Raw genomic sequence first — 17,077 nt, 5'->3', positions numbered from 1 at the left:
TAAGTCTTTACTTATGACTGACCCAATTATTAATCATTTTTGTTAATCCCTTGTGGGGGCTAGTGTGGGGCTGCGACTGAATCGAAACATTTGGTCACGCGTCGACCTGGTCTAGCAGGTCGTGGGTACCACCGGCTCAAGGGAACCTCCAAGTGATAAAAAAGATCCTGATCGCCAACCGTGGTGAGATTGCCGTACGAATCGTGCGTGCCTGCGCCGAGATGGGCATTCGCTCGGTCGCGATCTATTCCGACGCCGACCGCCATGCGCTGCATGTGAAGCGTGCGGACGAGGCCCACAGCATCGGTGCCGAGCCACTGGCCGGCTACCTGAATGCGCGCAAGCTGGTGAATCTGGCTGTGGAAACCGGTTGTGATGCGCTGCACCCCGGCTACGGCTTCCTCTCGGAAAACGCTGAACTGGCAGATATCTGCGCCGAACGCGGCATCAAGTTCATCGGTCCATCGGCTGAAGTGATTCGCCGCATGGGCGACAAGACTGAAGCCCGTCGCAGCATGATCAAGGCTGGCGTACCCGTTACCCCGGGCACCGAAGGCAACGTCGCGGATATCGCGGAAGCTTTGATCGAAGGCGATCGCATCGGTTATCCGGTGATGCTCAAGGCGACTTCCGGTGGCGGTGGCCGCGGTATCCGTCGCTGCGACAGCCGAGAAGAACTTGAACAAGCATTCCCGCGAGTTATTTCCGAAGCCACCAAGGCTTTCGGTTCGGCGGAAGTGTTCCTGGAAAAATGCATCGTCAATCCGAAGCACATCGAAGCGCAGATCCTCGGCGACAGCTTTGGCAACGTGGTGCATTTGTTCGAGCGTGACTGCTCGATCCAGCGTCGCAACCAGAAGCTCATCGAGATCGCCCCGAGCCCGCAACTGACCCCTGAACAGCGCGCCTACATCGGCGACCTGTCGGTGCGCGCAGCCAAGGCCGTGGGTTACGAGAACGCTGGCACCGTGGAGTTCCTGCTCGCCGAGGGCGAGGTGTACTTCATGGAGATGAATACCCGGGTGCAGGTGGAACACACCATCACCGAAGAAATCACCGGCATCGACATCGTTCGCGAGCAGATCCGCATTGCCTCCGGCCTGCCGCTTTCGGTGAAACAGGAAGACATCCAGCACCGCGGTTTCGCGCTGCAATTCCGGATCAACGCCGAAGACCCGAAAAACAACTTCCTGCCGAGCTTTGGCAAGATCACCCGTTACTACGCACCCGGCGGTCCCGGCGTGCGTACCGACACGGCGATCTACACCGGTTACACCATTCCACCGTTCTACGACTCCATGTGTCTGAAATTGGTGGTGTGGGCGCTGACTTGGGAAGAGGCGATGGACCGTGGCTTGCGCGCCCTCGACGACATGCGTCTGCAAGGGGTCAAGACCACCGCCGCGTACTACCAGGAAATCCTGCGCAACCCGGAATTCCGTAGCGGTCAGTTCAACACCAGCTTCGTTGAAAGCCATCCTGAACTGACCAACTACTCGATCAAGCGCAAACCCGAAGAGCTGGCCCTGGCCATCGCCGCCGCCATCGCCGCCCACGCAGGCCTGTGAGGAATAGAACAATGAGCAAGAAAATCCACGTTACCGACACAATCCTGCGCGACGCCCACCAATCGCTGCTCGCGACCCGCATGCGCACCGAAGACATGCTGCCGATTTGCGACAAGCTCGACAAAGTCGGCTACTGGTCGCTGGAATGCTGGGGCGGCGCGACCTTCGACGCCTGCGTCCGCTTCCTCAAGGAAGACCCGTGGGAGCGTCTGCGCCAACTGCGCGCGGCCTTGCCTAACACTCGCCTGCAAATGCTTCTGCGTGGCCAAAACCTGCTGGGCTACCGCCACTACAGCGACGACGTGGTCAGAGCCTTCGTCGCCAAGGCCGCGGTCAACGGCATCGACGTGTTCCGCATCTTCGATGCGATGAACGACGTGCGTAACCTGCGAGTCGCCATCGAAGCGGTGAAAGCAGCTGGCAAACACGCCCAGGGCACCATCGCCTACACCACCAGCCCGGTGCACACCATCGAGGCGTTCGTGGCGCAAGCCAAGCAAATGGAAGCCATGGGTTGCGACTCGGTGGCGATCAAGGACATGGCAGGCCTGCTGACGCCGTACGCTACCGGCGAACTGGTCAAGGCATTGAAATCCGAGCAATCGCTGCCCGTGTTCATTCACTCGCACGACACCGCTGGTTTGGCCGCGATGTGCCAACTCAAGGCCATCGAAAACGGTGCCGACCACATCGATACCGCGATCTCCAGCTTCGCCTCGGGCACCAGTCACCCAGGCACCGAGTCGATGGTCGCCGCCCTTAAAGGCAGCGAGTTCGACACCGGACTGAATCTGGAGCTGCTGCAAGAGATCGGTCTGTACTTCTACGCCGTGCGCAAAAAGTACCACCAGTTCGAAAGCGAGTTCACCGCTGTCGACACCCGTGTTCAAGTCAACCAGGTACCGGGCGGGATGATTTCCAACCTGGCCAACCAGTTGAAAGAGCAGGGCGCCCTGAACCGCATGAGCGAAGTGCTGGCGGAAATCCCGCGCGTGCGTGAAGACCTCGGCTTCCCGCCGCTGGTGACCCCGACCTCGCAGATCGTCGGCACCCAGGCGTTCTTCAACGTGCTTGCCGGTGAGCGCTACAAGACCATCACCAACGAAGTGAAGCTTTACCTGCAAGGCGGTTATGGCAAGGCGCCGGGCACCGTGAATGAAAAACTGCGTCGTCAGGCGATCGGCAGCGAAGACGTGATCGACGTGCGTCCGGCTGACCTGCTCAAGCCGGAAATGACCAAGCTGCGTGCCGAAATCGGCGCCGTGGCCAAGTCTGAAGAAGACGTGCTGACCTATGCCATGTTCCCGGACATCGGGCGCAAGTTCCTCGAAGAGCGTGCCGCCGGCACCCTGACTCCAGAAGTGCTGCTGCCGATTCCTGAAGCAGGCGGTGTGACCTCGGCCGGTGGCGAAGGCGTGCCGACCGAGTTCGTCATCGACGTCCACGGCGAAACTTACCGCGTCGACATCACCGGTGTGGGCGTCAAGGCTGAAGGCAAGCGTCACTTCTACCTGTCTATCGACGGCATGCCGGAAGAAGTGGTGTTCGAACCGCTCAACGAATTCGTCAGCGGCGGCAGCAGCAAGCGCAAGCAAGCCACTGCACCGGGCCACGTCAGCACCACCATGCCGGGCAACATCGTCGACGTGCTGGTCAAGGAAGGCGACACCGTGAAGGCCGGCCAGGCCGTGCTGATCAGCGAAGCGATGAAGATGGAAACCGAAGTCCAATCGGCCATCGCCGGCAAAGTCACCGCCATCCATGTGGCCAAGGGCGACCGGGTTAACCCGGGCGAAATCCTGATCGAGATCGAAGGCTGAGTTAACAGCCTCGATACACCGCTTTAAACCTCGGGGGGGCATGTGCTCCCCTTTTTTTCGCCCCGGGTTTTTGGCTGTCAGAAACTCATTCGCCACTGACCCGTGACGCCGTGGTTTCGGCTGTCGGTGCCGACCTCGCCAGTGAGGCCGACGCCCAGGGTATGTTGTGCTGATAACCCAAGGTCCAGCCCGGCATCGACCAGCAGACTGTCACGGTCCAGCGACGCGCCGGAAACGCTGAAGTTTTTTCCGCCCGTCACCAATCGTTGGCGGGTATCGCTGTAGACGTTCCCGTAGGTGTGTTTCCAACCGGCACTGAACCGCGGTGTCAGTTGCATGCCGTTATCCAGCGTGTTGAGTTTCGCCAATCGCAGGCCGAATGTGCTGTTCAAATTGTTCTGCGTTTGACCCTGTACCTTCAGCGCCGCTGCGCCACCTTTTTCTGTGTAGGTGTCGCGCTGATAGCGTTGGTAACCCAGGCTGGCAAACGGTTCGATGCTGACGTTCGCCCGGCCCAGGTTGTAACCCAATTCTGCAAAGGCCTGCTGGGTGTTGGCATCGTAACGGCCTTCGGGGCGGTCGCTGAAACCTTTGAAGGCAACCCGGCGTTTAGTGCTGCCGTCGTGGTTGCTATAGGTCGCGCCCAGGCGCAGGGACATTGGTCCGTTTTGCCGCAGGGCATAAGCGCCCAAATGCCAGCTGTCGAGATCGCCGTCGAGTCCTCGACTATCCAGGCGCGTCTCGGATTTACCGCTCATTACACCGATGCGCCATTCCTCATCGATGCCCCAATCCGCTCCCAGTACCAGGCCGTGGGTTGTGTGTTTCAGAGCATCGTAGTCGCGATCCAGCGTCCCACCGTGACCCAATGCTTGCAGCCAGACCCGGCCATTGTCTTCACTGCCGGCGGCCAGGCGTGGTGCATTGCGCTTGCTGGAATTGCTGTAGCTATTGGCGCTGTCCAGCTGACGCATGGCCGAGAGCATGGTGGCGCTGATTGGGCTGTCACTGTTCAGGGTCGCTTTTGCAAGGTTGGCGTTTTGGCCGCCAGCCAGCTGTTCGATGGCAATAGATGCCGTTTGTTTGTCAGCGCTGAGCAGGGCGACGACAGCTGCGTTTGTTGGGCTGGATGCCTTTGGCACTGTGGCGACGGGATTGGTAACAGGAGGTTGAGTTGCGGCTGCGACGGGCTGGTCGGTGATGGGTGGCGAAGCGGCTGTGACGGGCTGTTCGGTGGTATGCGGCGTTGCGGCTATCGAAGGTTTTTCAGCGGTAGTTGTTGGTGTGGTGACCTGAACGGATGTGTCGGGACTCGCAGGTGGATTCGGAGCTACAGCAACGGAGGATGCTTGAGGTATGTCCGTTGGCTCTTCAATGCTTTGGGCGACTTCCTTCCCGTTATCCGTGGTTGCGACATTTTCGATCGGCACATCGTTACGGAGGAGGATCAGGTCGACCTTCTTTTCTTGGTAATCGAGCTTGGGCGTTAAGAAGGCAAGGTTATTGATGACTTTCCCAAATTCCCCTTCGACTTTACTGGCAGCAAGGATGGTGTTTTCGCTGAGTAACGGGTAGTCACCCGGTGCTGCAACGATATTCAGTGTGGCGCCGCCGAGGTCGGCGGTGCCACCGACTAATATCGTTTCACTTTTACGGTCGGGATTGACCTCGTAGGTTAGCTCGGCAGTTTTGGAGAGATTCAAGTCACCTCTAACTTTCGGTGCTCCGTGCAAACCGTCGACAGAAAGCTTTCCGTTTACCGTCAGGGAACCCGTTACACCGTTGCCCGCAAAGGCACCTTTTTCATTGATAACTACGTCGCCTTCGATAGTTCCAGGATTGTTCAGGGTGCCGCCTGATTGCACGGTTGCGCTGCCGCCAATCCTTCCGTTGTTGACAAGCGTTCCTTGGGACAATGCCCCGCCCTGGATATCTCCGTTATTTATTAGCGTTGCTTTTGAACGTATCAAGACACCGGTATTGAAATCACCGGAACCATTCATGGTCCAAGTGCTTCGTTTGAGTTCCAGGCCTTCAAAACGACGACTCTCACCTAGCGTGCCACCGCTCGCGGTATCAAGTTGCAGGAAGTTGATGCCGCCACCACCGTCAATCAATCCTGCAAGGGCTCCGCGGCCAGACACAATGACCAGATCATCTCCATCGCCGAATTTTCGATCAATACCATCCGATGCTTTGCCAATGGTGTTTTTGTCGGTGGCGGGATCATTGATAAATGCGTCCATCGCCGCGATGAGCTGCTCTGGCGTTGCACCCGAAGGAATGGCGTCGAAGGATAGTTGCTGGGCAAGCGAAATTTGAGTGCAACCCAGCGTAAGCGCAACGGCCAGCGCCAGGTGTTTTGGTCGGAATTTGTGTTGAGCGGACATCGAGTACGGCCTCGTTTGAAAGGAGGCCAAACTCTAAGAGGCAGGCTATAGGTACTGATGTCAGCTGCTTCCCTCAGGCTTGCGGGGGTTGTCAGAAGGTTGTGTAGAAAATTGCCAGCCTCCTGAGGATGGTGGATTTTACCTGTTCTGGCTGACGCTTTTTCTTACAACAAATAGAGACATGGTCGGCTATCGCAAACTCGGAAACTCATCTGCCTTTCACTAGCTACGGCTCAAATACGCCTTCCCATAATGCCGCTCCATCCGCGCCTGAATCAGCTCCAGCCCAATCGACATCAGCCAGTAAATCACCGCTGCCGTCGTCAGCATCTCGATGTAGCGATAACTCGAGCGTCCATACGATTGCGCCAGAAACATCACCTCCCAAACCCCCATCACCGAGATCAGTGACGAGTCTTTGAGCATTGAGATGAATTGGTTGGTGGTGGGCGGGATGATGGTGCGCATGGCCTGGGGCAGGGTGACGCGCCAGAAGATCACGGTTTCACGCATGCCCAGCGCCAGGGATGCTTCGCGTTGGCCGTGGGGGACGCCGAGGATGCCTGCGCGGAAGATTTCGCTCAGGTACGCGCCGTAGTTGAGCGACAGGGCGATGATACCGGCGGCGATGGCGCCCGGGACGATGCCGAGTTGTGGCAAGCCGAGGTAGATCAGCAGGATCTGGATCAGCAGCGGTGTGCCACGGAAGAACGAGGCATAGAAGCTCGCAATACCGAAGGCCACGGCACTTTTCGACAGCCGCGCCAGGGCGGTGATGAAGCCCAGCAGCGAAGAGGTCACGATCGAGCACAGGCACAAAAACAACGTCAGTGCCGCGCCCTGCAGGAAGCCGTTGGGCGCCAGGTGCAGGCCGATCAGGTTCGGCAGTTTGTCGAGGATGATCGAGAACTTCAGGTCGAAGCTCAGGAAGAAACTGGCGAACAAGCCGAGCATCACTGCCCAGGTCAGGTACAGCCGCGTGCGGAAACCGAAGATCCGTTGCAGTCGCGACTCAGCCACCGGTTGCGGCGGCTGGGGAGGTGTTGGGAAAGAAGTCATTTACTGATGTCGGCGCCGATCCATTTTTGCGACAGCTTACTCAGGGTGCCGTCCTGTTTGAGCTGAGCGAAGACGTCACGCACTTTGGCGTCCCACTGGGCGTCGCCTTTTTCAATGGCCACCGAGTTCGGCTCCGAGTACAGCGGCTCGCCGGCGAGCTTGAAGCGTTTGTCTTCGGTCAGGCGCGGCTGGGCGGTGACAAGGTTGGTGAGGATCGCGTCCAGTCGAACGCCAGTGCCCAGGCCCAAGTCCTGGAATGCCACATTGTCAGTGTCATACGGCGCAATCTGCACGTCCTCGAACGGGTACTGCAATTGCGTGTCTTCGGCGCCTTCGATCACCAGGTTCTTGTTCAGGTAGCTTTCGTAGCTGGAGGCGCTGGTGAGACCGACTTTCTTGCCGCTCAGGTCCTTGGCGCCGTGGATGCTGTCGTCCTTGGCGTTGACCACAATCACCGCTGGCGAGGCGTAGTATTCAACCGGGAAATCGAAGACTTCGGCGCGGGCCTTGCTCGGGGTCATGGAGCAGATGCAGATGTCGTAGCGCCCACTCCAGCGGCCGGCGGCGATCACGTCCCAGGACGGGGTTTCGAGGCGCAGTTTGACGCCCAGTTTGTCTGCCACGGCCTTGGCCACATCGACGTCGAATCCATCGAGCTGGTTCTGATCATTGAGGAACGAGAAGGGTGGATAGCTTTCCATCAACACGCCCACGAGCTCTTTCTTTTTTTCGACGCGATCCAGCGTGGCGCCGCCAAAGGCTTGGGTGGAGGCAGCCAGAATCGTCAGGCCCAGGGCCAGTAGCGGTTGGAATTTCACAGTCGATCCCTGATAAAAAAGAGGTTGTTATTAACCGGATGGTGCGTATTAAATAGTTATAAGAACGACTCCGATAGTGAGTTATTTTCATAAGCTTATGAGTGAAAAGCATATGGGCGCAGCAAGCACGGTAATTCTGGATGGCGGTATGGGTCGTGAGTTGCAGCGTCGAGGCGCGCCGTTCAGACAGCCCGAGTGGTCGGCGCTGGCCTTGAGCGAAGCGCCGCAAGCGGTAGAGGCAGTGCACACGGCTTATATCGAAAGCGGTGCGAACGTGATCACCAGCAACAGTTACGCGGTGGTGCCGTTTCACATTGGCGAAGAACGTTTTGCAGCAGAAGGGCAGGCGCTCGCGGCGTTGGCCGGTGAGCTGGCGCGGCGCGCTGTAGAAGCTTCAGGCAAAGCGGTGCGTGTGGCCGGCTCATTGCCGCCACTGTTTGGGTCCTACCGTCCGGACCTTTTCGATGCTGCCCGGGCGACTGAATTGTTGGCGCCGCTGGTGAAGGGGTTGGCGCCTCATGTCGATCTGTGGCTGGCGGAAACCCAGAGCTCGATCGTTGAAGCGCGAGCGATCCACGCCGGTCTGCCAACGGACGGCAAGCCGTTCTGGCTGTCGTTTACCCTGAAGGATGAAGACACGGACGAAGTGCCGCGTTTGCGTTCGGGTGAGCCGGTGGCTGAAGCCGCAGCCGCGGCGGCTGAGCTGGGTGTCGAGACGTTGCTGTTCAATTGCAGCCAGCCGGAAGTGATCGGTGCTGCGATCGATGCCGCGCGGGAAACCTTCGAACGTCTGGGGGTGACGATTCACATCGGCGCCTACGCCAATGCCTTCCCGCCGCAACCGAAAGAGGCCACGGCCAACGACGGTCTGGACCCGCTGCGCGAAGACCTCGATCCGCCGGGTTATTTGCAATGGGCGGCAGATTGGAAAGAACGCGGTGCCAGTCATTTGGGCGGTTGCTGCGGGATTGGGCCGGAACATATTGCGGTGCTTGCCCAGAAATTGGCGTGAAGCCATTCGCGAGCAAGCCCGCTCCCACATTGGATTGGGGCTGATCACAATTTTGTGGTCAACCCAAAACCCTGTGGGAGCGAGCCTGCCCGCGAAGGCGTCCGTCCAGGCGCCGCTGATTTACCCGCGACACTCGGCCAGGGTTTTCACCTGCCCCGAATCCGTCTGGTTCTCATCGGACAGCCAGCGCTCAAACCCCGCCCCGATTGCCGGCCATTCCGAGTCGAGAATCGAATACCAAGCCGTGTCCCGATTTTGCCCCTTGACCACCATGTGCTGGCGAAACACCCCTTCAAAACTGAACCCCAGCCGCTCGGCCGCGTATTTGGAGCGGGCGTTGCCGTTGTTGCACTTCCACTCCAGCCGCCGATAACCCAGCGCAAAGGATTCCTTGGCGAGCAAGTAAACCGCCTCGGTGCTTTTCGGCGAGCGCTGCATCGGCGCACCGAAAGTGACATGGCCGATCTCGATCCGGCCTTGTGAAGGAACAATCGACATCAAACTGAGAATGCCTTGCACATCGCCGCTGGCACGGTCGATCACGCTGAAGAAATACGGATCGCTATTGGCCGCATGATTGTTCAGCCAATCGTTGAACGCGCTGCGCTCCGGGAAAGGCCCATAAGGCAAATAGTCCCAGAGTTTCGGGTCGGAGCCGGGGCCTTGCAGGGCTTTCCACAATCCGTCGGCATGACGCGCCGGATCGAGTTTTTCCAGGCGGATGAAACGCCCTTCGAGGGTTTGGACGGATGGCGCCGGAACGCCTTTCCAGTCGGCGAGTGAAATCGACATGCTGTTCTCCTTGAACCTTACAGGGCTTTGCGAAACTGGATGAAACCGGGGCGTTCGGCGATGCGCTCGTAGAGCTGGATCGCGGTGGCGTTGGTTTCGTGGGTCAGCCAGTGGACCTTGCAGCAACCGTCCTCTTTGGCTGTGGCGTAAACGTATTCGATCAACTGCCGGCCGACGCCAGTGCCGCGGGTTTCAGGCGTTACCAACAGGTCTTGCAGGTAGCAGGAGTTTTCGATGCTCCAGTTCGAGCGATGGTAGATGAAGTGCACCATGCCCACCGCTTTGCCGTCGGCCCAGGCCAGCGCGGCATGGGTCGGTTCGCCCGGGTCGAGCAGGCGCTGCCAGGTGCTTTGGGTGACGGGCTCAGGCAGTTCGGTGTTGTAGAAGCGCAGGTACGCTTGCCACAAGGGCAACCAGGCGGCGTGCTCGTCGGCGGTGACCTGGCGGATGTCGATCTGACTCATGTTCATTCCTTAACGCATCAAGTGGGCGAGGGCCTGGTCGTGCACATCAGGGCTGGCGGCAAGCCCCTCGCGCACTCCGGTGATGTCTGCGGCGTTGCGGTTCTGGCTGAGCTTGCGTTTGCCTTCCAGGCGCTGGATCGGCAAGGCAAAACCGACGATGGCCTTGAGCATCCCGTCAATGTAGTCAGCGGGGGCATCAGCGACTTTCCATGGATTGGCGCGACCCGCTTCATGACGATCGGTCAGTGCACTGACCAGAGTGCGCAGGCGATCGGTGTCGGTGAACACTTCGGCCGTGCCGTATGCATGCACGGCAACGTAGTTCCAGGTCGGCACGACTTTGCCGTGCTCGGCCTTGCTCGGGTAAAACCCAGGGCTGATGTAAGCGTCGGCACCGGCAAAAATCACCAGGGCTTCGGCGCCGTTTTGCAGTTCCTTCCATTGCGGATTGGCCTTGGCGAAGTGTCCATAAAGGGTGCCATTCGGGCCTTGGTCCGAACTCAGCAGCAGCGGTAAATGGCTGGCTTGCAGACCTTGTTCCCCATAGGTGACCAACACCGCGAGGCGGGTGCCGAGTATCTGCTGGTGCAGTTCATGCAAATCATCGATGGCAAAGTTGCTGGGCGTGTACATGGAGATTTTCCTTGGCGAATGCCTGCATCCTAGGCAGGCTATTGGTCTGTTGTAAGAGCCATTAACGACCAATTTCATAGGTCCATTGCCATGACCCGCGAGCCACTGTCCTTGTCATTCAACCCGGCGGGTATCGAACTCGATCGCCGTCAGGGTTTGAGTCGTCAGCTCTATCAAGCCCTGCGGGTGCGAGTGCTTGACGGTCGGCTGGCCAGCGGTACGCGATTACCGGCCAGTCGCGATCTGGCGGCGGCGTTGTCGATTTCCCGAAACAGCGTGGTCCGGGCCTACGATCAGCTCTACGCCGAGGGCTTTATTGAAGGGCGTGTGGGTGACGGGACGTATGTCGCGCAATTGCCTCAATCAGTGTTGCCGGTGAAAAAACTATCCACAAAAGTGTCCACAGGGTTGTCAACAGGGTTACCCACAGCCTTATCCACAAATTGGCTGGATTTACCTGTGGTTTCATCCAGCAAAGTTATCCACAGCGGTGCGCTGGGGCGCGTGGAAAAGAACCATTTGGCCTTGCCGCCGAGTGGTCCGCCCCGAGCGTTTCGGGTCGGTGTTCCGGCGTTCGACCTGTTCCCGTTCGAGGTTTGGGCCAAGCTGAATGCGGCTTTCTGGCGTAAACCGGATCTGCAGCAGTTGTGTTACGGCGATCCGGCAGGCGACGCCCGTTTACGCGGTCTGATTGCCGCGTATTTGCGCAGCTCCCGGGGGATGCAGTGCACGGCTGAGCAAATAGTGATCACCAGTGGCGCACAGCAAGGGATTAGCCTTTGTGCACAGCTGCTGGTAGAGCCGGGCGATGGCGTCGCGATCGAGAATCCGGGGTATCGGGCGGCGGGTCATGCGTTCGCCGTGGCCGGTGCGCGATTGCACGGGGTGGCGGTGGACAGCGAGGGTATCGACTGCACCGAATTGAACGGGCTCAAGGATTGTCGTTTGGCCTATGTCACGCCGTCGCATCAATACCCGACCGGGGTGGTGATGAGTCTGGCGCGGCGGTTGGAGTTGTTGGCCTGGGCCGAGCGAACCGGGGGCTGGATCGTCGAGGATGATTACGATGGCGAATACCGTTACAGCGGCGCGCCACTGGCCCCGCTGGCTGCGCTTGATCGCCACGGGCGGGTGCTCTACGTCGGCACGTTCGGCAAAGTGGCTTTTCCGGCATTGCGCCTGGGCTATCTGGTGCTACCAGCGGCATTGGTGGACGCTTTCGCCCAGCGCCGCGCGGTCGATGTGCGCCATTCCGAGGTAAGCACCCAGGCCGTCATGGCCGAATTCATGGCGGCCGGGCATTTCCAGCGGCACATCCGCCGCATGCGCCGCGCCGCGTTGAGTCGTCGCAATACACTTCTGGCCAACTGGCCCTCGGACATTCCCGGAGTTGGCAGCCTGCCGAATGTCGCGGCAGGGCTGCACTTGACGGTGGCGGTCGACACTCAGGCCCGCGAGCGCGAACTGATTGAAGCCGCAGCCCGCGTCGATGTCGAGATCAACGGCCTGAGCAGTTACTGGCTACCGGATTCGAGCACTCCGGCGGATCAGCGAGCGGGGCTGGTGCTGGGTTTTGCGGCGGTGCCGGAGGCGGCCATCGAATCAGCGCTTGCGCGTTTGCGCAGTGCCTGGTGCCGGTAAAGGGCGCACTGGTGATTCGACGCAGTACGTAGTCGGCTGCAGGATCGTCTTTTCATCTCGCTGTGCAATGTCTTCGACGCTGACAGCGAGATGAACGGGAGAGCTGGTCTGTGGATGGTGCGTCAGGAAGTGCTCACCTTGGGAAGGAACAGCGAGCGGGCCAGCTGAGGGCTGATTCTGCTGCGATAGATCTCGATCGCTTCCTGGTTGCTGGTGCTTGCCCCTATATCGACACTGCCCAGCAGCCGTTGCTCGCGGGTTTTCAAATGAGCGGCGGTATAGGCCTGGACCTCGTCCTTGAGCTGGGCGTAGTGAAAGTGGGCGTACCAAAGCACGCGGGCGGTGGTGGCCTCCCGCACTTCGTATTCCTGCAGATAGTCCCGGCGCTGCCCTTTGAGTCGACGTCGGTCTCCCACGTGCACGATGTCGACTTCGCCTTTGCTGTGTAACCATTCGACGCGGGCGGCGGTAGGCGGTTGTCGTTTGGTCATCTCAAGCCGCAGGCGATGGCCTTCGGCATAGAGTCGGGTGGTTTGTGTGGCCAGTTGCGTCAATACCGGTTGTGCCTCGTTCGTATGATCCTGCGTGGCATTGCTTTGGATGAGTGCTGCGTTGATCGCTTTGGCGGCGTCTTCAAGGCGAGAGGCCTGCTGGTGGAACACTTCCTCTATTTCCACCGGAAGCTGCCAGGACTGTTTTGAGTCAGCTTCGGCCCGTTGCATAAAGGCGGGCAGAGAATCCAGCAGCGATTGTCCTGCCGTTATGCGTGCCCCCGGGTCAGGCAGGCGCGCTTTGGGAGCCTGCGGTTTCTTCGTCAACCGTTCGACCCAGACCCCAGGGCTCTTTTCGTGGAAAGTGGCAATCACCTTGCCGGTCACCGGGGCGGTGACGTCCACGAGGACCATTTTTCCGGGCGCGGTTTTACGGGTCTGGCCGATCACGGTGCCTTTGAAGCGCGTCGTGATGACTCTCTTGTTTGACGCCGATGAGGTGCGTGAGGGGCCGGGTGCAGGCTCCAGGAGTCGCTGCTCGCGCAGCAAGTCCGCCAGATGCCCTACGGTCTGCTGATGGAACTCCTCGATACGGCCCTGCAGTCGCTCAAATTGCTTTTGCACGATCTGCTCCTGGTAGGTCGCTGTGAAGCTCTTGAGGCGCTGTTCGATGGCGGCGAACTGATCGACCAGATTGTTCAAGGCCTCGATCCGGTCACCCATGTTCAGCAGCTGCTCATCACCCATCAACTCCATTGCACTATTCACCGTCAGATCGGCATCTTCGACAATCTGCTCGATGGAAGCTTTGGCTGCGGACCGTTCGGGCGTTTCGCCAGATTTGAGGCACAGCTCGCGGGCCAGCGTGACCTGCAGGGACTTGAGGTCCGGGAGGTTGAATTTAGGCAGTGATTTTTGGTAATCGAGGAGCAACTGCTCAGCGTTTTTGCCCAGTCGTCTCAACTCCTGGAAGCGCAACTGAGCGAACTCGACCTTCTGAATAATCCCTTGGGTCAGGTCTGACATGGTTTCAAACGTCCCGGCGGGAGGAGGGGGGCCGCTTTTTTCTTCGGCATCGAGATGTTCCATGGTCAGCTTCAGGGCATCGACGAATGCCGGGTATTTCTCGTCGATCCAGGTTTGGTTGAAAAACAGTTGAGTTCCCAGCATTTCGATCATCGCAACACGATAGTTGGGCACATCCTCGACCAGATTGAGCGATTTTAATTTCTCGATCGTGGTTTCATATTCGACGGTGCGCTCCTCAAGTTTTTCGAGAAATGTTTGTCGAGCGGCAGCGATTGCCTCTGGGGGGGCGTCTTTCATGGTTATGTAGGCATCGTTAATACTTTTTCGTTTGTCCGCCATTTGCGCATCGAAGACGGCCAGATGAGTCTTGATCTCGGCGGTTTTGCTTGCGTTGGCTTTTTGTAATGCCTTGAGCCTGCTTTTCTTGCCGCCGCCCCGCAGGCGCAGCCTGATATCGATGACCCATTCGCCTTTGGAATTGCTGATCAACAAGGGGCCGTTGATGGAAGGTTGCTTGCGGGTATCAATGATCTGGACAACTTCATCGTCGTTCACGAAGACTTCGAACCATCGTTCGCCCACCGGGGCATAGTATTTGGACTGATGTTCATAGAGGTGTTTGTACAAGCCTTCGGTACTGGCCGCTCCGAGTCCTTGCGGTTTAGGGATTTTGTATCGGTCCAGGGTTGGCCCCAGCCCTGCGCTGTTGCTATTGAGCACGGTCGTGGGGTGAAGCGAGGTCTGGTGTTCAACCGGCAGATAATCGTCCGCAATATCAGGCAGTTGTATGCTGGCCGGGGTCTGGGCCGGAGGACTTTTCTGCGTGCCGGCAATAACGGGTTTTTCGGTCTGCGATACGCGGTCCCGCGCGGGTTGGCGGCGGGCAATCGCGTGGTGAGCCAGCACCATGCCCAGGGTCAGGAACAAGTCGGTCAGGGCGGACCATTGTGCCGTCGTATCCTGGTTTTCCCGGGCGTCGATGCCTTCTTGCAGATCGTCCAGAATCTGCCAGATCCACGCAGCCGTTCCGGCGGTTCGACCGAGAAACGGCAACACGGCGCTGAATATCATCCAGGCGTGTTGTTTGAAACTGGCCCAGCGGCTTTCGGCATTGGACACCGAATCCCGCTCGCCCTTCATGATCAGCGCGTTGGCGTTGGCCTTGAACAGTTTCATCAGGCGGTCATGCTCGATCACTTTCTGCCCGAACGACACCGGCCCGCTCATCTGCCGGGCAATGCTTGAGTCGACCAGCAGTTGTGACAACGTCCAGACCGAAGGCAATTCCCCCGGGAAGACATACTGCGAATAGTTGAACCGAACGTTGTCCGGCAACCATGCCAGGGTTGATGCCCGCAGCTCCTTGGAGTGTTTGATCGCATACAGCAGGTTGGCGGCCGTGGGGTACTGCGTCAGCGGTTGCTCAAGCAGTGGGCGATAGAGAATGCAGGGCCCCTTGGCCATGTCCCGTGGCCCGATCACAAACATGTTGGTGACTTCATCAGGGGTTTTGTTATTCCGCTGGCTGGGAATGAACGCCAGCGGACGGATGACGATCTCATGCCCATCGACCCACCGGTCGGCGTTCAGCACATTCATTGCCGCCACGACGTAGCGATAGCCCTTTTCGTCGATGCCATGTTCGCCGAGGATTTTGCTTTGCAATGCTTGCAGCGCCAGCTGAATACGCAAGTTACTGGCGTAGAGGCGTTGACGGCGCAGCGATTCCAGCGGGTCATCCAGTAGCTTGCTCTTGACCCACGCGGGGTAGGTCGCACCGATATCGACAGCGCTGATGGCCTTCTTGACATAGTCGGGCGTCATCCACGTGGGCACCGCTGTGCCGTCTTTGTACTGCACCGACTGGTTGCCCAGCGGAAGGGCGATGAGGTTGTCGAGTGCCAGTTCGGCAAGGCCCAGGCGTTTGGTCTCGCTCATGCCGGGAGCCGTGAATGTCCCCCATACCACTTGACTCTCAATAACGATCTCGACGTTCTCAAGCTTCATGCTGGCAACATCACTGTGGCTTTTGAGCATGTGGGCTCGAAGTGCATCCAGCGCGAATTTCTTGATCGGAGCAATATCGTCGTCGAAGGATTTTCCGTTGTTACGCAGTTGCAGCAGCGCCAGATCAAACAGGTGTCGGCTGTAGCAACCCAGATCGAATGGCGAAGCGTCGTTCAGCCATTCGGGGATCAGCCGCTGCACCTTTTCGAAGTGCGAAACCTGGGTGGTTTGAGTCCTGCCGCTCACCTCTGTTGCGGGATGGGTGAGGGCGGGAATCGCCGGCCTGCTGGTCCGTTTTGCAAACTCCAGGCTGGCAATGGCATCCGTCTGCAGAGCAATCAGTGCGACGGCCTGATGATCGAAAAAATTCCCGGCGGGTTCGAACAGGCGCCATTGGAGCGTGGCCTCGGGAGGCAGTTCTTCAACATACTTCGGCAAATCCTCGCCGAGTTTTTCCAGCGACTCATATGTCCCAAAGCCTGTAGCGATGGAGTGGGTCAGAACGATTGTGCGTGTCTCGACGGTACCGATCACGACGGTCAGATCCGTACGATTGAGGTGGCTGGACACTGCGCCATCGAGCCGGTCGAGGTCGATCAGGCAGACCCGAATCTTGTAGGTGTCATGGGGGGTACGCAACTTTGCATCGGGATAGTTGAAGACGTTGCGCGCAATGGCCAGCTGGTGCGTATCCCAGCCCTCAACCTTTTCAACATTCCAGACCTGGCGCAATGACTGCGACAACGTCTGCCAACGCAGGGTCGTGCCTTGGGCGGGCTGGTCCCAGTATTCGAGCTGTTGTTCCTGGTAAGCCACCAACAGGATAGGGGACAGTTTATTGATCAGGCGTCCTATCGCATCGATCTGGACCGGAAGGTGGATAGGCGTGGTCGCTCCGGGATTCAGGCTCAGGAAATGTTCACCGTCGAGATAGGTCACTGATCCGCCTGAGCCGGAGTGCCGCAGCAGCGTGTCCGTCAATGACTCGAATCTCAATGATCCGGGGTGGACAGTCCCGGCGATGATTTTCCAGGTCGGTGTGACGACCATCGCCATAGCGGGGTTAATGTCCAATTGTGGATACAGCTTTTTCAGGTCGTCTCGAAGAATACGAGTGGCCACCTCCCTGATAGAGGGGCCAGTAACCAGTTGGGTGAGCAGATCATTTGGATTGCTGGATGCCGGATCGGCTTCGACTGCATTCGTTTCGGTAGAAGACATGTGCATTCCTTTCTGAGGGGCTGGGACGTGCGCGCCAACGCGCCGGTCAGGTTCGGAAAGTAGCGGGGTGGGGGATCGGTCGGGCGGTACTTAAATATCGTCAGGTAAAAAAAAAGACCCGCACGGGGCGGG

Annotated in this window: 11 protein-coding genes; 4 read left to right on the top strand and 7 right to left on the bottom strand. The window is 58.8% G+C overall.

Annotation, left to right across the window (positions count from 1 at the left end; all coding sequences use genetic code 11):
* The first annotated feature begins 152 nt into the window (after window positions 1-152).
* Window positions 153-1,568: an acetyl-CoA carboxylase biotin carboxylase subunit gene (locus tag BLW70_RS04975; RefSeq protein WP_008156643.1), complete on the top strand. Its 1,416-nt coding sequence runs from the start codon at window positions 153-155 to the stop codon at window positions 1,566-1,568.
* 11 nt (window positions 1,569-1,579) lie between these two features.
* On the top strand, window positions 1,580-3,388 hold the full coding sequence (oadA, locus tag BLW70_RS04970) for a sodium-extruding oxaloacetate decarboxylase subunit alpha (RefSeq protein WP_074872132.1): 1,809 nt from the start codon (window positions 1,580-1,582) through the stop codon (window positions 3,386-3,388).
* A gap of 77 nt (window positions 3,389-3,465) precedes the next feature.
* Here oadA and BLW70_RS04965 read toward each other — a convergent pair whose 3' ends face one another.
* The 3 genes from BLW70_RS04965 to BLW70_RS04955 form a co-directional block, all read right to left on the bottom strand.
* On the bottom strand, window positions 3,466-5,778 hold the full coding sequence (locus BLW70_RS04965; RefSeq protein ID WP_074872131.1) for an autotransporter outer membrane beta-barrel domain-containing protein: 2,313 nt from the start codon (window positions 5,776-5,778) through the stop codon (window positions 3,466-3,468).
* Window positions 5,779-6,000: 222 nt separating this feature from the next.
* Window positions 6,001-6,837 (bottom strand): amino acid ABC transporter permease, encoded by an 837-nt coding sequence (locus BLW70_RS04960; protein ID WP_074872130.1) that lies wholly within the window; start codon window positions 6,835-6,837, stop codon window positions 6,001-6,003.
* Entirely contained in the window at window positions 6,834-7,655 is an 822-nt protein-coding gene (locus tag BLW70_RS04955) for an ABC transporter substrate-binding protein (RefSeq protein ID WP_074872128.1), read from the bottom strand. The genes BLW70_RS04960 and BLW70_RS04955 overlap by 4 nt, the downstream gene beginning before the upstream one ends.
* A 112-nt stretch (window positions 7,656-7,767) precedes the next feature.
* Between BLW70_RS04955 and BLW70_RS04950 the strand changes: the two genes are divergently transcribed.
* Window positions 7,768-8,667, top strand: coding sequence for a homocysteine S-methyltransferase family protein (locus BLW70_RS04950; protein ID WP_074872127.1), 900 nt, complete (start codon window positions 7,768-7,770; stop codon window positions 8,665-8,667).
* A gap of 120 nt (window positions 8,668-8,787) precedes the next feature.
* Here the strand turns inward: BLW70_RS04950 and BLW70_RS04945 are convergent, their stop codons facing one another.
* From BLW70_RS04945 to BLW70_RS04935, 3 genes are read right to left on the bottom strand one after another with little or no spacing between them, the layout of a single operon-like run.
* Window positions 8,788-9,459, bottom strand: coding sequence for a GNAT family N-acetyltransferase (locus BLW70_RS04945; RefSeq protein WP_074872125.1), 672 nt, complete (start codon window positions 9,457-9,459; stop codon window positions 8,788-8,790).
* 17 nt (window positions 9,460-9,476) lie between these two features.
* Window positions 9,477-9,923 (bottom strand): GNAT family N-acetyltransferase, encoded by a 447-nt coding sequence (locus tag BLW70_RS04940; RefSeq protein ID WP_074872124.1) that lies wholly within the window; start codon window positions 9,921-9,923, stop codon window positions 9,477-9,479.
* A gap of 9 nt (window positions 9,924-9,932) precedes the next feature.
* Complete coding sequence (locus BLW70_RS04935) at window positions 9,933-10,556, bottom strand: FMN-binding negative transcriptional regulator (RefSeq protein WP_074872122.1); 624 nt, start codon at window positions 10,554-10,556, stop codon at window positions 9,933-9,935.
* Window positions 10,557-10,646: 90 nt separating this feature from the next.
* Between BLW70_RS04935 and pdxR the strand changes: the two genes are divergently transcribed.
* Complete coding sequence (pdxR, locus tag BLW70_RS04930) at window positions 10,647-12,197, top strand: MocR-like pyridoxine biosynthesis transcription factor PdxR (RefSeq protein WP_074872120.1); 1,551 nt, start codon at window positions 10,647-10,649, stop codon at window positions 12,195-12,197.
* 122 nt (window positions 12,198-12,319) lie between these two features.
* Here the strand turns inward: pdxR and BLW70_RS04925 are convergent, their stop codons facing one another.
* Complete coding sequence (locus tag BLW70_RS04925) at window positions 12,320-16,945, bottom strand: dermonecrotic toxin domain-containing protein (RefSeq protein ID WP_074872118.1); 4,626 nt, start codon at window positions 16,943-16,945, stop codon at window positions 12,320-12,322.
* Between the last annotated feature and the right edge of the window lie 132 nt (window positions 16,946-17,077).

The sequence above is a fragment of the Pseudomonas frederiksbergensis genome, from assembly GCF_900105495.1.
Classification (GTDB): Bacteria; Pseudomonadota; Gammaproteobacteria; order Pseudomonadales; family Pseudomonadaceae; genus Aquipseudomonas; species Aquipseudomonas frederiksbergensis.
The sequence above is the reverse complement of the archived record's forward strand: the minus strand, read 5'-3'. Positions and strand labels throughout refer to the sequence as shown.

Excerpts from the sequence above, each read along its gene's own strand:
- BLW70_RS04950 (WP_074872127.1), top strand. The coding sequence starts at position 7,768 with ATGGGCGCAGCAAGCACGGTAATTCTGGATGGCGGTATGGGTCGTGAG.
- BLW70_RS04945 (WP_074872125.1), bottom strand. The coding sequence starts at position 9,459 with ATGTCGATTTCACTCGCCGACTGGAAAGGCGTTCCGGCGCCATCCGTC.
- pdxR (WP_074872120.1), top strand. The coding sequence starts at position 10,647 with ATGACCCGCGAGCCACTGTCCTTGTCATTCAACCCGGCGGGTATCGAA.
- BLW70_RS04960 (WP_074872130.1), bottom strand. The coding sequence starts at position 6,837 with ATGACTTCTTTCCCAACACCTCCCCAGCCGCCGCAACCGGTGGCTGAG.
- BLW70_RS04925 (WP_074872118.1), bottom strand. The coding sequence starts at position 16,945 with ATGTCTTCTACCGAAACGAATGCAGTCGAAGCCGATCCGGCATCCAGC.
- BLW70_RS04965 (WP_074872131.1), bottom strand. The coding sequence starts at position 5,778 with ATGTCCGCTCAACACAAATTCCGACCAAAACACCTGGCGCTGGCCGTT.
- BLW70_RS04935 (WP_074872122.1), bottom strand. The coding sequence starts at position 10,556 with ATGTACACGCCCAGCAACTTTGCCATCGATGATTTGCATGAACTGCAC.
- BLW70_RS04940 (WP_074872124.1), bottom strand. The coding sequence starts at position 9,923 with ATGAGTCAGATCGACATCCGCCAGGTCACCGCCGACGAGCACGCCGCC.
- oadA (WP_074872132.1), top strand. The coding sequence starts at position 1,580 with ATGAGCAAGAAAATCCACGTTACCGACACAATCCTGCGCGACGCCCAC.